The organism is Neobacillus mesonae, from assembly GCF_001636315.1.
Classification (GTDB): domain Bacteria; phylum Bacillota; class Bacilli; order Bacillales; family Cytobacillaceae; genus Neobacillus; species Neobacillus mesonae.
This window is the reverse complement of the sequence record NZ_KV440949.1, coordinates 3,213,244-3,229,480: the sequence shown is the minus strand read 5'-3', so window position 1 is coordinate 3,229,480 and position 16,237 is coordinate 3,213,244. Positions and strand designations below refer to the sequence as shown.

Below are 16,237 nucleotides of genomic sequence, written 5' to 3'. Positions count from 1 at the left end.
CTTCAAAGTCACGTGTAAATATTAGTAAACATACTGCCATTATATACATTAGTTAAATACCAGAAAAAATTTAGGGAATATTATTTTCCCCTCTCCTTTTAAAACCCGTCCTAAGAATGTGTTGATTATGATAGGATATTATTAAAATAAATTACGATGGAAGGTGAAAAGGTAATGGAGGATGTATTAGAGATTGTTGTGCGTTCTACGGAAATTGATGTAAACGGTCATGTCAACAATGCGAAATATTTGGAGTACCTCGAGTGGGGGCGCGAAAACTGGTATGAAAATGCTAAGCTTCCTTATGATAAATTTCTCGAGATGGGAATCCAAACTGTTACAGTAAACATCAATATTAACTATCGTAAAGAATGTAAACAAAATGATCAGCTTTCGATCAAAACCCGGCCGGAAAAGGTGGGACGAAGCAGTTATGTGCTTTTTCAGGAAATCTATAATCAACATGGTGAAAAATGTGCTGATGCACTGATAACATGTGTAACGATGGACGCAGAGACGAGAAAAAGCCGTGAAGTCCCTGCTGAATTACGGGAATTATTCGAGTAGACAGATACAAAAGGACTAGCAGAGAATAGCAAGGGATAGCTGCATGTGTGTGCGGCTATCCCTTGCTATATTTATTAATCATATTTTTTATCAAACTCAAATTCAACTTCTTCAAGTTTAACCACTTTTGTTTTCCTAAAGAATTTAAAACCAAACCATAAACATAGAAAGAGCGGAATTCCTAAGTACGCAGCTACAACACTGCCCCAATCAATTTTATCCGCCAAAAATGCTTGGAAATTTTGCGCTAAAATAACGATTACGCCGCAAGCAATAGCGAAGATAGGTCCAAGCGGAAACCATTTGGCCTTATACGGTAAACGATCTAAAGAATGGCCTTGAGCAATATAGGCTTTTCGGAAACGATAATGACTGATGGAAATACCAAGCCAAAAGATAAATCCAGTAATCCCAATAGCATTCATTAACCAAATATAGACAACCCCATCACCGAAGAAAGAAGCTAAAAATGCAAGTGCGCCAATCGCACAAGTTAAAACCATGCCCGCAACTGGCACCCCGCGGCTGTTAAGTTTTTCAAAAATCCTCGGTGCCTGCCCAGCTTTAGCCATTGAATATAGCATACGGGTTGAGGCATAAAGACTCGAATTCCCTGCAGATAATACAGCTGTTAAAATAATAGCATTCATGAGTGAAGCAGCGAATGCAATCCCGGCCTTTTTAAAAATAAGGGTAAACGGGCTGACAATAACACTATCATTTTGTAAATTAGGATTTGTATAAGGAATAAGAAGTCCAATAATAAAGATCGCAAAAATATAGAATAATAGAATCCTCCAGAAAACACTTTTAACTGCCTTCGGGATATTTTTTGCAGGATCCTCACTTTCACCTGCAGTCACACCAACAATTTCTGTCCCTTGGAAGGAAAATCCGGCTGCTATAAAGACAACAAAAGTACCTAATATACCGCCTGAAAATGGCGCATCGCCGACTGTAAAGTTTTTAAAGCCTACTGCCTCGCCGCCCATAATACCGAAAATCATCAGTACGCCAACGATGATAAAGAGCACAATGGCAGAGACTTTGATAAAAGAAAGAATATATTCCCCTTCACCGTATCCTTTTACAGATAAATAGTTTAACAGAAAAATTAATGCCAAGAACGATCCGCTCCATACCCATGATGGGCTGTTTGGAAACCAAAACTTCATGATCATCGTCGAGGCCGCTAACTCCGCCGCAATCGTCATGGCCCAGTTAAACCAATACGTCCAGCCAATTGCGAAGCCAAAAGCAGGATCAACAAATTTCGATCCGTATGTACTAAATGAACCGCTTACAGGCATAAACGCAGCCATTTCTCCTAAACTCGTCATAACAAAGAAGACCATCGCTCCGACAAACGCATAAGCAAGCAAGGCACCACCGGGTCCGGCTGTATTAATCGCTGCACCGCTGCTAAGAAACAGCCCTGTGCCAATAGCTCCTCCAATTGAAATCATCGTTAAATGACGTGATTTTAAATCGCGTTTTAATTTTGGTCCATTATCTTGTTCCTCTGGCTGCTGGTAAATTTCATGTTTCCTTTGGGCTAACATCCTTATTCAGTCCTTTCCTGGTTGATAAAAATTAAAAAATTCACTCATATTATCAGAAGAGTCTAATAATGAGGAGGATAAAAAAAGTGCCCACAAGTCCTCGTAAAATAGACCTGTAGACACATGATTTCTTGCGTCACAAGCTCCACCTTCCTTCTCATAAAACGCTTACGAGGTTAGCTGTCGGATTCGGGCCTCTTGAGTAGCCCTACCTAAAAAGGATTCACCCCTTAGACGATTTCCATCTAATTGGTTCCCCCGCACCTAATGGTTTGAGCGATTTAGAAAATTGAAACTATAATATCAATATAATACTTATATTTTTTTAAAATGTAAAATAATTTTTTATTAATTTGAAAAATATTTTACTATCAATATCTTAGTAAAATTCAAAACTATAATGATATACTTTTATTATTTTCAAATTAAAATATCTCTATATGAATTAATGCGCTTCAGCTAAATCAAAATCATTATAGTAAATCACATGGCTGAGATATTTACACCCTTTTATATCCTTGAAAGCCGCTTTTGCTTCATCTTGATTGTCGAATTCAAACATTTGGACATTGCTTGTGGAATGCACAGTAATGATCCACATAAAAAGTCATTTCCCCTTTCCTTTTTATAATTGAACTTTCTGAATCCGTATGGTGAAATTAGTTTCTGATTCATTTTGATTTTCATCATTTGCACCATATATTCATATTCTATAATGCAAAAACCATGCCAACTTGTTTCCCCGCAAGAAATTAGGATTTTATTATGTTTTTGCACTTAAATGCCGCCAATTATTTTTGCTTTTTTAAGGATTATGCGCCAAAACATTTTGCACTCGCAAAATTACAATGCACCTCCCGGATTAGGGATTGTTCCCAAAACATAAAAACCCAGTCCTAAGACTGGGCAGATTCTAAATAGTTATTGACCTTTTCATTTTGATACAGCAACGGTTCTTGTTGCACTTATCTTCTCTTTTGCATCTTTGGCATTCACATATAATTTTGTTCCTGCCCGCTGCTTTGGAATTTTCACTTTAAAATTTCCATAAACATTTGCTTTTGCTGTATAGTTCTTTTTACCAATTTTCACGGTTACAGTTGCATACTTTTCGGTTTTTCCAGACACTGTATTAGAATTGTATCTGACTTTATTTACTATAGGAAGGTTTGGTGCGACACGAATGATTTTAATGCTTCTAGAAGCACTTACCCGGCCAGCGCCGTCCTTTGCTGTGACTGATAAACTAGTTCCTGTATTTTGAACTGGTATTACCACTTTGTAATTCCCGTAACTATTCGCCTTTCCTTTATAGGTTTTACTGGCGATTTTTACAGTTACGGTTGCTTTTGCTTCTGTTTTACCCGACACTGTTGTTGCTTTGTTATTCACCTTATTCACACTAGGCATATTCGGCGCCGCTCTTACCACAGTAACTTTGCTAGCCACACTTACATTACCTGCACTGTCTTTCGCAGTAACCGTTATCTTAGCTCCCGTATTTTGTACCGGTATGACTATTTTGTAATTTCCGTACTTATCCGCTTTTTTGCTATAGGTTTTCCCGGCAATTACTACGGACACAGCTGCATTCGCTTCTGTTTTACCGGATATTTCCGAAGATTTATTTGTAACCTTATTCACCTTTGGCGCAATTGGAGCTGTTTTATCTGCTACTACAATGGTTGTAACAAGGCTGACAGCATTTAACTGATCCATATAGGTTACTGCTAATTTCGATCCTGCCTTTTGCACAGGAATGGCAGCATTAAAGCTCCCATTTCCATCAGCCACAGCATTACCAATCAACTGTGTTCCATTTTTTACTTGTACTCTGACACCCGCAGTAACTTTGCCAGATAGCGATTTATCATTATCTCCTACGGGATTGACTTTAGGAGAATCTAATTTTCTACTAATATAGGCCGAAGAAATAAAACCTTGAACTTGCGAGTTTTCTATTTTGACCGGATACCATACATATTGGTTACTGTCCGAAAATTTATCAAAGGCAAAATTCCCGTCAATCGTGAGTGTTGTATTTTTCGATAACTCTTTTACACTTGACGAGGGAGTTCCATCATTCCCTGGTTTTGACCTTAAATTCACCCCGTCCTTTGTTACAATTACCTTATTACCCGTTTGAAAAAGATGGGTGGAAATATGCATTTGATCAGTTATGGTATATTCTTTCGTTATGAAAACAATATTATCATTACTGTTAGAATCATAATCAAAATCATTTCTAGTAAAAGAGAATTGTGCTAACTTCGTATCTCCTAAAAAGCTATCGTCCTTAATTTTAGAAAAGACTTTTTCCTGATAAGCATTCGTATTTCTCTTCTCATCAGTTTGTGAAATAGGACTGTTTACAGGCTTAATCCCGTTATAAGCCATTACTGGGAAATACCAATTTTCAATAACCTCTGGTCCTACACCTTCTATTTTGGGTGTATCCTTATACTTGATATTAAGAATTTCGACACCCGCCTGGATATTGTAATAAATATCATCTTTCAATTCCTGATCTTTATATCCCTCATGTTTGGTAATTTGCATGATGCCAATTCCGCCATCATTTGATATATTAGGCTGACCATTTTTAAATTGCATCCAATCACTTTCTTGTTTAGCCACTGCTTTTACCACTTCCGGAGGAATATTGGCTGCCAATGCTGCGTTCGTCAATAGGCAGTTAATATGCTGCGGGGATGGATTTTGATTGGGTTTAACCTCACCATATAATGCTTTACATTTGGATGGCCATGTCATCTCCGCGGATGCTTTATCAAAAGACCATCCGAGGAACAGCAAACAAACCAATATCCCTGTCCTCATTAAGATTGATTTCATTCCTTCATTCTCCAATCTTATAATCTTCTAGATTCATATAAAACATTTTACCATGCTAGATTATAGTTTCCTATAATTTCCTATGCTGATTTTCAAAAAAAGAACCCCTTCGTATCACTAAGTACGAAAGAGTTCTTTTAAAACAAAATTTAATTAATACACATCACGTTGATAACGGCCTTGCTGCTGCATATCTTTTAGATACGCTTCGGCAGCATCACGGTCCATCGCGCCTTCTTTTTCAATGACAGTAAGAAGTGCTTCGTTGACGTCTTTTGCCATATGTTCCTTATCCCCACAAACGTAGAAATAAGCTCCTTTTTCAATCCACTCAAACAAGTCTTTGCTATGTTCAAGCATTTTATGCTGTACATAGACCTTTTGATCCGAATCGCGTGAGAATGCAGTATCAAGTTTTGTTAATACTCCATCCCTTTGATATTGTTCCAGCTCGCCTTGATAAAGGAAATCTGACGCTGCATGCTGGTCCCCGAAGAACAGCCATGAGCGGCCCGTTGCTTTATTAACCGCAAGTTCTTGGATAAACGAACGGAATGGCGCAATACCTGTACCAGGACCCACCATAATAATATCTTTGTCCAAAGTTTCTGGTAAGAAGAAGTGTTTATTAGCTTGTACAAAGACCGGAAGCGTATCTCCTTCTTGAACGCGCTCTGCACATAAAACAGAACATACGCCTTTTCGGTCGCGACCATGCGCTGTATAACGTACAGCCCCGATCGTCAGATGAACTTCATCCGGATTAGCGGTAATGCTGCTTGCAATTGAATAGAGACGTGCTGTCATTTTTCTTAATAAAGAGACGATATCTTGAGCTGTTGCTTTCCATGGCCCGAATTCACGTAACATATCAAGCAGATCGCGCCCATTGCAATATTCTTTTAGCTGGGCTGCATTTTCAACCAGCACAAGCTTTTGCAGCTCTTCATTTTCTGTAAATGCAGCCGCTCCTTGTAAAATTTTCTTCGTTAGCAATGTAATTTCACAATAGTTTGTCAGCGCTTCCTTGAGCAGCATGGTTTCACCTTGTTTTCCAACAGTTACAACTGCTTCTTCATCCCATCCCATTTCGCTAATAAGCACAGCCACAAGTTCAGGATCATTGGATGGAATAACGCCAAGTGCATCACCTGGTTTGTAAGAAAGACCTGAATCTTTTAATGATAACTCAACATGCCTTGTTTCCTTGCTAGAGCCTGTTCCATTTAAATTAATATTTTTAAGAACCTTCGCTTGGAATGGATTAGTCCTTGAAAAGACCGGTTTATCACTTTTGGCATTTTTAGTGTCATCTAATGTAAGTTGCATGGCTCGAAACCTCCAAAAGTTAGTATAAGGTTATCATAACACAGGAATGGGAAATCTGATGTGTATTTTGACACACAATGGACGATTTTTTTATTTTTCCACAAAAGGAAATTGAACCCATCATGGAGTAAATTTGCTTTTCTAACATGTCAGCAAATTGTATGATATAAAGGATGTTTATGTTATTTCTTCATAAAATAGGAGAGTTGATGAATGCAGAAAAAGGTATTGGTGACAGGCTTCGACCCTTTTGGGCATGAAAAAGTAAACCCTGCACTTGAAGCTGTGAAACAGTTAGATGAAATTATTATCGATAATGTACAAATAGTAACTCAAGAAGTGCCCACTGTCTTTCATGATTCAATTGAGGTAGTAATTAAAGCAATTGAAACCCATAATCCGGATGTGGTTATTTGCGTTGGTCAAGCAGGCGGCCGTACCCAAGTGACACCTGAGCGGATTGCAATCAATATTGATGATGCCCGCATTCCGGATAATCAGAAAGAGCAGCCAATTGATGAAGCCATATTCGAGGATGGACCTGCTGCCTATTGGACAACCCTGCCCATTAAACGAATGGTTCACGAAATGAGAAAGGCTGGTGTACCGGCTGCTGTTTCCAATACAGCAGGAACTTTCGTCTGCAATCATCTATTTTACGGATTAATGCATTATATAAATACAAACGCTACAGAAATCCGCGGTGGCTTTATTCATATTCCCTATATTCCAGAGCAAACGGTCGACAATAATGCTCCAAGTCTGAGCCTTGACGTGATTGTAAAAGGACTTAAAATTGCTGCGCTTGTTGCGGCTAATGAAACCAAAGATATGAAGGAAATCGGCGGGACTACCCATTAAGCCATACTTAATTAAACGGGAATTCGACTATTTTAAGCCGAATTCCCGTTTTTCACCTTTTTCCTCCGAGTGATTAGTTTGCAAACTTATTGAAGAAACTCCGCTATTCCTTTTGCTGCTTTTTCCAGGTTTTCAGGAGATTGTACAATCGCCATCCTCACATAGCCCTCCCCTTGTTTTCCGAAAGCATCTCCTGGAACAACCACTACTCCTGTCTTTTCAATCAATTCAAAAGCAAATTGGCGGGATGTCCAGCCGGAAGGAATTTTTGCCCAAACAAACATTGTCGCGGGTGAATTAGCCACTTGCCAGCCGCCTTTTGCGAGCCCGGAAATTAAAATATCTCTTCGTTTCTCGTATTCCTCAACCTGTTTTTGAAGCACACTGAAATCACCTGTCAAAGCAGAAACCGCCGCCATTTGAATCGGATAAAAAATTCCATAATCAATATTGGACTTAAAGGAAGCTAATATTTTCAATGCCTCTTCGTTCCCAACGGCATAGCCAATCCGGCAGCCAGCCATATTAAACGTTTTGGACAATGAGTTAAATTCAATACCTATCTCTTTTGCCCCTTGAACTGACATAAAACTGATTTGTGGATTTTGATCAAAAATCAGTTCCGAATAAGCGAAATCATGTACGACTAGAATATTATATTTTTTAGCAAAAGCAACAACCTCTTCAAAAAATTCCTTATTAGCTAAGGCTGTAACAGGATTACCCGGATAACTGATAATCATCATCTTCGTTTTATGTAAAATTTCTAAAGGAATTTCATGTAATTGTGGTAAAAAGTTATTTTCTTCTAATAAAGGCATTGGATAAATGGAACCACCAGCAATCATGACACCTTGTTCGTATATAGGGTAACCAGGATCCGGAACGAGAACATAATCTCCAGGATCAATCATTGCGGTCGCCAAATGAGCCAGACCATCTTGAGAACCCATTAGCTGTAATACTTCCCTTTCAGGATTAAGTTCAATTCCGTAGCGCTCCTTATAAAAGTAGGCTGCTGCTTCGTTAAATTCATCAATTCCCTTCAAGGTATATCCATATTTTGTAGTATCCTTACTATATTTAACGATTGTATCAACAACATGAGGAGGAGGCGGCAAATCTGGACTGCCGACACTTAAATCAATAACATCCATCCCTTTCTTTATTGCCTCTCGTTTTTTATCTGCTAACTCTGTAAAAATACTTGTCGCCATTCTTTCTGTTTTCTTTGAAGCAACCATATTCATCTACTATCACCTGCATTTTTTAGAATATTATTAATAAATTTTACCATAATTATTTATAAGTGCTTGGCAGTTCCCTAATTTTTCTTCTTTAATAGTTTCGTAAGCCATAACAAAAACCCCCCTAGACTATTAGTCCGGGGGGCATACAACATCCTTCTATTATTATTTTGCTGTTATTTTAGTAAATTCCCACCGCATCAAATCCTGAATTAGTTGCAGCAACTTCCTTACTTCCTTCACCATAAAGATCAATTGCCGACTGAACGATGGCCTTACGTGCATCACTGAAATCAGAATTTGCAGTTAAATAAACGGTTAATGCACGATAGTAGATTTGCCCTAACTTGTGCCTTCCAATTTCTTGTCCAATTAAGTAAGCGGCATGGTTGGTAATCGAGGAATTCACGTGAACTCCGCCATTGTCTACGTTAAGCGGCATGTGATAAAATTCATCCATATGAGCCGGATAGACTCCGCCATTTGTACTATATGCCCTTCTTTGCTCGTTTGCGACCACAACACCGTTTGGATTACTTAAGCTACGCAAAACTGTCGTGCCGTTAGCTTTAGCAGCCGGCGCCATAATATCCTCGCCCATTTCCCAATCCTTATCATCAACAAGTGCACCAAAGACGTCAGCGAAGGATTCGTTTAATGCCCCAGGCTGATTGCGGTATACTAAATTGGCTGAATGTGTGATAACGCCATGAGTCATTTCGTGCGCAGCAACGTCAAGACCCGCTGAAAGAGAAATCATAAACTCACCGTCACCATCACCATAGGTCATCCAACGTCCATTCCAGGATGCATTGTTGTAATTATTGCCATAGTGAACCCTAGAAATAATCGCCATTCCATTACCATCAAGGGAATTGCGGCCATGCTCATTAAGGTAATAATCATATACCTTTTCTGAATTATAGTGTGCATCGACTAGAGCTCGGTCGTAGTCTCCCTTAAACGAAGCAGAGTCCCCTACATACAATGTATCATTGCTGGCAATATTATCGTTTTTAGCATCATACGTAAGTATTCCTTCAAGGCCCTCATGAGCATAATCTGCTAACGCGAATTTAGTTCCCGATTGAGGATCCTTCACTTGGGAAATATGTAATTCCCTATGAGCACCGTGCACACCTTTTCCAGCACCTTTTTGTGTTTTCATTTCATCCGCATGCATTAAGCCATTATACTTGTCTACAACTTCACCTGTTTTTGCATCTACAAAGACAAACCAGTTTCCTGGCTCATCCCCCATGAAGTTTACATTCACCTTATAAGCTGTATGATTTTCACCTTCAAAAGGATAGACTACAAGTTCAGTAGTCGGCTCATATGTCAACTCAGCAGGTGCATTAACAGAGGACATCGCCTTCTTTAATGCTGCATCACTGCTTAAGGTGGCAGTTGTGTCCACTGCAGCCTCATCAATCGTTTGGTTGATTCTTCCGTTGACGGATACGACCTCATTATCCTTATTAAAATGTACAATAACTTCCGAGCCTTCTACGTTAACTCCGTTTATTGACTGATTAAAGCGGACATGGGTCATGCCCAATTTATCTTTTTGCGTATCTTTAACTTTTAGTTTTTTATCCGGATTTTTAATACCAGTTTTTCCTTCATTTTTCTTTAAATAATTTAGTGCATTGGAAGGGGTGCTGGAAGAGAACTTTTCCGCAAATCGCTCCTTCACAAATAAAGGAACGCTTGCTTTCTCATTCCATTTCTTAGAAGCTTGTACACTATTAACCACATTTGAATCCACCGGCTTTGCAAGTACATTAATAGCTGGAATAGAACCTACCAACAGCGCAGACGACAATATTGCAGGAACAATAAATTTTTTCTTCAACACCTGAGACCCCCTATTATTTTTATCAACTTTATTATAGGTCAAACAAACTATAATTTCATGAATATTTGGAATTATTTAAAATATATGGAAAAAGAGGTATAAAGTCCCTAGTCAATAGTTTTTATGGGTATTATTTACTGATTTAGGACAAAAAAACCTACAAAGGGGATATTACCCATTGTAGGTTTTTTTATTTTAATATTTGTTTAACTCCTGGATAGGTGTTTGAATGATGACTGGATTCTTTTTAGGGTCTAGCCATTTTAAAATTTTTACGACATTACTTTCAGACGTTGCTGTACATCCGAGTGTGTAACTGCTGCCGATATGGAAGAAGATCGCACTTCCTTTATACGGAATTCGTTTGGTGTTATAGTTGATGACGAAACCGTAGGTATAGGCGGAAATATTCATGTTTTCGGCACTCTTCCATTTCCCTTGTGTTTCCTTACGAGATTGCCAGGTGTTGTAAAGAGAAGATTCCGGATCATCCACCCAAACATCATCACTCGTAATCTTTCGGAAAGGTAATTTTGTTCCCGGATTTCCATACCTGCCAAAAGCTGTTCCAATTGTATATTTTCCAGTTGGAGCCTTTTTACCGCCTTCACTCATACTTGAAGCTGTGGCGAATCCATATTTTCCAATATATCCTGTTGTTGTTAAAACAGGGACCCATTTACCTTGTGAATTCTTCTCAAAGGTACGAACTTCAGCTGAAGATGTATTGTAACCATTCGAAGTTACGAGAATTAGCTGCATATTACTTCCTACTGTTTTTAAGCCTTCTGCTAAATTTTTAGGTGAGGCTGGCTTTTTAGTCGTCAAATATTTTCCTGAAACCCAGCCTGTTTTACTTCCAATAATGACTTTATCCCATGATCCTTTGGTCTGTGTAACTTTTACGGCCTGATTCCTTTTACCCGTAGTCACTACTTTATATTTTGTACTTGGACCGCTACGTACATTTAATACATCAGCTGTAATATACTTCGTTTTAGAAGCAGTTACTGCAGTTGTAGTTTTCTTGATTATAAGGTATTTATTTGATGCCCAGCCTGTTTTACTTCCAACTGTTACCTTATCCCAATCCCCTTTAGTTTGAGTCACTTTTACAGCTTGATTCTTCTTAACGGTTGTAATCACCTTGTAGTTAGTGCTTGGCCCACTTCGAACATTCAATGTACTAGCTGTGACATATTTTGTTTTGCTAGTTGCAGCATGAGCTGGCTCAGCCATTTGAAATCCTGAAATTATAACGAGGATTGCAACAAAGGCAGCAAAAATCTTTTTCATCAATTTCTCCCCTCCCTTAATAATCAACATGATTAGGTCTATTTTTAACGATATCATTATTATACTACGATAGCAGCCTATCGATCTTGAAAAACTTTGATTGAATCTATTTGTTTTAATCATTCAAATTTAATTAGTTTGCTCAAGGTATTGATAAACCGCCATCATCTCTCGTTTGTTCAACTCACGAATACGATTGAAAATTAGAATATCCGCAACACCCTGGGTTAGTAAGCCTTCAGCTACAACATCACTTACTTTCCCAGTCAGCCAAGTTTGCACGTCTATGCCTTCAACGATTTCCTTACGACCTTCATCATTGATGCCGCTCGCATAACAACTAACACATGGAATTGTTAATTTTAACACGCCATCATGCAGATTATCTTCTGATATTACTTTCTTTCCTTTACAGAACGGACATGGATGGCTTTTTTTAATTTTATTAATTTGTGTAACTAATTTTTTGTAACCAAATGCTTCATAGACATACGTTAGTTTTTTGTATTTTCCATTGGTGAAATACTTATCTATGATCGTTTCCCTTGTTTGATTGATAGCAGGAAAATCACAGATGGTCACTTTATTCTTGCTGCTAATGGATTCGATATTGTCCTTGATTGTACCCCAGAATGGTAAAACATTTTGCAATACCATCTCATAACCCGTAAAACTTGCTTGTTCTAATTCAAACATTTTCAGCGCGACTTGTGTCTCCCTAGGCAATAGTGAGACATCTTCCGTCAGAGCTATATCGCCGCCGACAATAGATTTCAATTTTATTAATTCTGGTAACTCCCCTACAGTATTTATAACCTGATCAATAGGTTGTTGAATAATCTCTCGAATATCCTTGTCACCAAATGTTAGTTTTTTATGGTGGTTTAGCACGGTTCCTTCACAAATTGGACAGGTAATCTTCTCTTTTGATTCTTTTATCTGCTCTTTAATAATTGATTTAGAAATGACTATATACATTCCAATAATCTTATTAAAGCCCTCCCATGTCCTCCGTGTCTTACCAGCTTTATCATAGAATGACTTTTCCCAATACCCGTATAAAAAGGTATGCTTTTCTGCTTCTGTCATCTCATTATAGGTTTTACTAATATCTTGACCAAGTTCATTCTTGATCTCATCAAAAAGGAATTGCAATTTGGGATATTGATAAAATTTTAATATTTTCATTACTTCTGGATGTAGTAAGCCATCCCAGAATGGTGCGTTTTTGTCTTGAATAACAACATCAAAATCAAATTTTTCAATAACCCGGCGGCCAGAACAAACCGGACAATGATTTTCTTGATTATAGAAATCGAAGCTTCCTGTATCTTTATTGGTTGGATGAGCAGCCACAATATGGTTGATCAGGCCGCCTATCTCATAGAGAAAACTATACTGGCTATACAAATGCCTTTCAAGATCAATAGCAATGACGGGCGCTATTGTATTAGAATCGTATTCACCATAAATCAGACGAGCCATTGATGATAAGCTTTTTAAAATGCCGCCCTTATAGACGTTTTCTGCATTTTTAAAATAGGCAATATGATTTTCTCCTAAGTAGTGAATACCGTTTTGTACCTTTAGTGTTGACGAAATAGGCGATGGAGCAGCGGTATCTTCCCTATTTTTCAGATCAATATAATCATCATGACTGACTACATCAAGATGCTTGACAGGTTCAAGCTGTCTTTTACCAAAATCAATGATAAAATCAGAGCTTTCCAACATATAATCGTTATGTTCAATCATCATCATACTGACAGATTCATCCTGCAGAATGCCTCTGACACTATCAATGAATTGATTTAATATATTTTGTGATAACCCCTTTGAAGGCTCGTCAAAAATAAACAGCGTATGCGGGTTTTTAGAGTTGGCAAAGAGCTCCGAAACTAAATGTACACATTGAAATTCACCCGTCGACAGAGTTTGTGTTTTTCTTTCCAAGGTCAAATAACCGAGTCCTAGTTTGATCAGTAAACTCAAGCGTTTATGAGCGATGTCTTCATGTGGCAGTTCGTCAATAATATCTTCAATCGAGCGCTGAAAAATATCGTCAATCTCGTCACTGTATTTGGTGAGTTTCCTTTTAATATCAAGAAACGTCGCGACGGTTGACCGGCTGGTAATCGATTGGTTTCGGTCCTGCCCCACCATGACCAGCTTATCTTTTGGATATCGCTTCACAAACTCTTTGGCTATACATTCATTGACAAGGGTAGACTTACCACATCCAGATTCACCCGTAACGGTTACAAGTCTATTTTTAGGAATCTGAATTTCAGCCATTTGAATATTACGGCAGTAAAGATCACCAAATTGATAGTATTCTGTTGGCAACGCCTGATTCCGTTCGCAAAAAACAGGTTTTGGACGAGGGGATTCTTCGACAATTTTTCCACCGTATTTCCCACTGCCAGGCCCGAAGAACAATTGCTCATCAGCTGTATCTAGCACCGTGTCTGAATGATCAATCAGCCAAATTTGGTTCTTATAGCCCAATTGTTTAATCTGTTCTAAAATTTTCAATAGGGTTTGGTGATCAAGACCAACCGAGATTTCATCAATAATAATCACGGTATTTTCACTTGCCGCCATGAATTCTGCCAAATAAAGCCGTGTTAATTCCCCCCCTGACAATGTACCCATTATGCGATTTAATGTTAAGTAACCAATATTCATATTGATAATATGTTTAAGGGTAAGTTGTTTCGCTTCACTAATATGTAATTCCTCTGAAAGGGAAAGAATCGATTCAATGCTTAAGTTATTGATATCTGAAATACTATGTGGCTGCCCCAATAATTCCATTCTTTTTTGCTCAACTTCTGGATTATAACGCCTGCCCTCACACTTTTTACATTCAACATTTTTAGTAGTTCCGCGCCCTTTACAAGCAGGACACCAGCCTAATTCATTGTTAAAGGAAAAAACTTCTGGCGAGAGATGAAAGATTTCTGCAAGCCGCTCACGAATCTCTGTAAAAACCCCCGTATGTGTGCCAATTGTTGAACGCGGATTGGACGAAATGGATGATCTCCCGAGAAACAGAACTAAAGGCATGTCTTCCATCTTGATAGCACTGAAATTCGTTTCCATAATATTAGGAAATAAATACTGATATTCAGCCTTTGGCAATAACGATACGAGACGCTTTTTGGATTCTTCCCCAATAGTTTGGCAAAATGTCGTTTTACCAGATCCGGACAAACCAGCAATTCCGAGCGTCTGATCTTCCGGCAAGATGACATCTAAACGGTTAATATTATTAGCAATTAATTGATTTATTTTCACCGGCTGTCCTCTCCATTCTCTTTATCTAGTATTGCCATATTAACACAACTTTTAAATGAATTTGTTGTGTTTTTATTAGTATTGTTCTAAAAAACAACGGCTCAGTCCTTACTTAAGGACTGGCCGCAATGTTCGTTAGCTGTTAAATTGTCTTTTAAATTCAAAAATCTCATCAACGGCCTGCTGATACCCGCCCGATTCCTGCAAGGAACCTTTCATTTTTGCCGCCGCTTTATGGAATGATGGCTGGTTCAGCACGAGGTCTGCGGATTCACGCAGCTGATTTGCCGTCAAGCCTTGCATTTGTAATTGAATACCAGCACCGATATGGGCTACTTGACCGGCAATGACCGGCTGATCGGCGCTTTGCGGGATGACAATGAGCGGAACCCCATAATAGAGACCTTCGTGGACACTGTTCATTCCGCCATGTGTAATAAACAATTTCGTGTATTTCAGCAACTGCGTTTGCGGAACATAATTTTTCACAATAAAGTTTTCAGGTATATCCCCCAAATCAGAAGCTCGAGTTTTTTCCCCAATAGACATGATCACCGTATGTTCCGTGCTGCCAAATGCCTCGAAACAAAGCTTATAAAAATCAATGGCTTGATTAAAGACTGTTCCCAGGGATATGTAAATTGGTTTTTTCCCTTTAATTGCAGCTAAGTCAAAGCTTTCATGCGTTGGCCTTGAAGTGATGGATGGACCTACAAATTTATATGTTTGGTCGAACTCCTCTCCAAAAGGTTGAAACCCCCTGGTTGTATAGACGATTGTAAGCGGTGCTGGATTACAAAAGACTTCATAAGGCGAATGGATTTCCACACCATAATTCTCCTTTACGCTATCCGTCAGTCTATGATATTCATCAAATGTTTCTGCAGGAATATTTTTAGAAAGCTGTTTGAACATGTTATCGAATGCGCTTTTACTCTGTGCAAAAGAAGTACAAGAATTGATGGCTGGCAGCTTAAGGATTTGAGCAAGCAACCGTCCGCAGCCAAACATCGAATCGTGGATGATATAATCAAAATGCTCTCCTTCGATTTGCTCTAGAACACTAGGCACCATAATATCTGCTGTTCGCAAAAGACCATTGATTCTTTCGAGTAAATTATTTCTCCCGCCGGAGATAAAGGCTTTTATAAATTCTTGACCATCAAAGGTCCTTACTGTCGCCCCTGTTTTCTCCATTCGCTCACGAAATTCCTCGATTGTAACATATACGACCTCTTCGCCACGCGTAATCAGCTCCTGCACCACTCCGATTGTTGGATTGACATGCCCTTCCGATCCGCCATTTATAAATAAAACTCGTGCCATGATCACAACTCCTTATAAAAAATGACCTTTGGATA

The 16,237-nt window shown here is 38.6% G+C and carries 11 protein-coding genes and 1 riboswitch; of the genes, 2 read left to right on the top strand and 9 right to left on the bottom strand.

Going from position 1 to position 16,237, the window contains the following annotated elements:
* The first annotated feature begins 174 nt into the window (after nucleotides 1–174).
* A complete protein-coding gene (locus A6749_RS15145) occupies nucleotides 175–567 on the top strand; it encodes an acyl-CoA thioesterase (RefSeq protein ID WP_066391130.1) in 393 nt (130 codons plus the stop codon).
* 74 nt (nucleotides 568–641) lie between these two features.
* Here the strand turns inward: A6749_RS15145 and A6749_RS15140 are convergent, their stop codons facing one another.
* From A6749_RS15140 to A6749_RS15130, 4 genes are all read right to left on the bottom strand, one after another.
* Complete coding sequence (locus tag A6749_RS15140; RefSeq protein WP_236719800.1) at nucleotides 642–2,033, bottom strand: amino acid permease; 1,392 nt, start codon at nucleotides 2,031–2,033, stop codon at nucleotides 642–644.
* Between the two features lie 245 nt (nucleotides 2,034–2,278).
* A riboswitch (cyclic di-AMP (ydaO/yuaA leader) is annotated at nucleotides 2,279–2,418 on the bottom strand.
* 156 nt (nucleotides 2,419–2,574) lie between these two features.
* Nucleotides 2,575–2,730, bottom strand: coding sequence for a hypothetical protein (locus A6749_RS28625; protein WP_169809863.1), 156 nt, complete (start codon nucleotides 2,728–2,730; stop codon nucleotides 2,575–2,577).
* 332 nt (nucleotides 2,731–3,062) lie between these two features.
* On the bottom strand, nucleotides 3,063–4,982 hold the full coding sequence (locus tag A6749_RS15135; protein ID WP_066391128.1) for an Ig-like domain-containing protein: 1,920 nt from the start codon (nucleotides 4,980–4,982) through the stop codon (nucleotides 3,063–3,065).
* A gap of 153 nt (nucleotides 4,983–5,135) precedes the next feature.
* Nucleotides 5,136–6,311 carry a sulfite reductase subunit alpha gene (locus A6749_RS15130; RefSeq protein WP_066391127.1) on the bottom strand — a complete coding sequence of 392 codons (1,176 nt, stop codon included), beginning with the start codon at nucleotides 6,309–6,311 and terminating at the stop codon, nucleotides 5,136–5,138.
* A gap of 213 nt (nucleotides 6,312–6,524) precedes the next feature.
* Here A6749_RS15130 and pcp point away from each other — a divergent pair, with 213 nt between their 5' ends.
* Entirely contained in the window at nucleotides 6,525–7,172 is a 648-nt protein-coding gene (gene pcp / locus A6749_RS15125) for a pyroglutamyl-peptidase I (RefSeq protein WP_066391126.1), read from the top strand.
* 86 nt (nucleotides 7,173–7,258) lie between these two features.
* Here the strand turns inward: pcp and A6749_RS15120 are convergent, their stop codons facing one another.
* The 5 genes from A6749_RS15120 to A6749_RS15100 form a co-directional block, all read right to left on the bottom strand.
* Nucleotides 7,259–8,422, bottom strand: coding sequence for an LL-diaminopimelate aminotransferase (locus tag A6749_RS15120; RefSeq protein WP_066391123.1), 1,164 nt, complete (start codon nucleotides 8,420–8,422; stop codon nucleotides 7,259–7,261).
* A gap of 178 nt (nucleotides 8,423–8,600) precedes the next feature.
* On the bottom strand, nucleotides 8,601–10,277 hold the full coding sequence (locus tag A6749_RS15115; RefSeq protein ID WP_066391117.1) for a M4 family metallopeptidase: 1,677 nt from the start codon (nucleotides 10,275–10,277) through the stop codon (nucleotides 8,601–8,603).
* A gap of 198 nt (nucleotides 10,278–10,475) precedes the next feature.
* Nucleotides 10,476–11,576, bottom strand: coding sequence for an SH3 domain-containing protein (locus A6749_RS15110; RefSeq protein ID WP_236719799.1), 1,101 nt, complete (start codon nucleotides 11,574–11,576; stop codon nucleotides 10,476–10,478).
* Between the two features lie 129 nt (nucleotides 11,577–11,705).
* A complete protein-coding gene (locus A6749_RS15105; RefSeq protein ID WP_066391112.1) occupies nucleotides 11,706–14,876 on the bottom strand; it encodes an ATP-binding cassette domain-containing protein in 3,171 nt (1,056 codons plus the stop codon).
* 135 nt (nucleotides 14,877–15,011) lie between these two features.
* Nucleotides 15,012–16,202 carry a macrolide family glycosyltransferase gene (locus A6749_RS15100; RefSeq protein WP_066391106.1) on the bottom strand — a complete coding sequence of 397 codons (1,191 nt, stop codon included), beginning with the start codon at nucleotides 16,200–16,202 and terminating at the stop codon, nucleotides 15,012–15,014.
* Nucleotides 16,203–16,237: the final 35 nt, after the last annotated feature.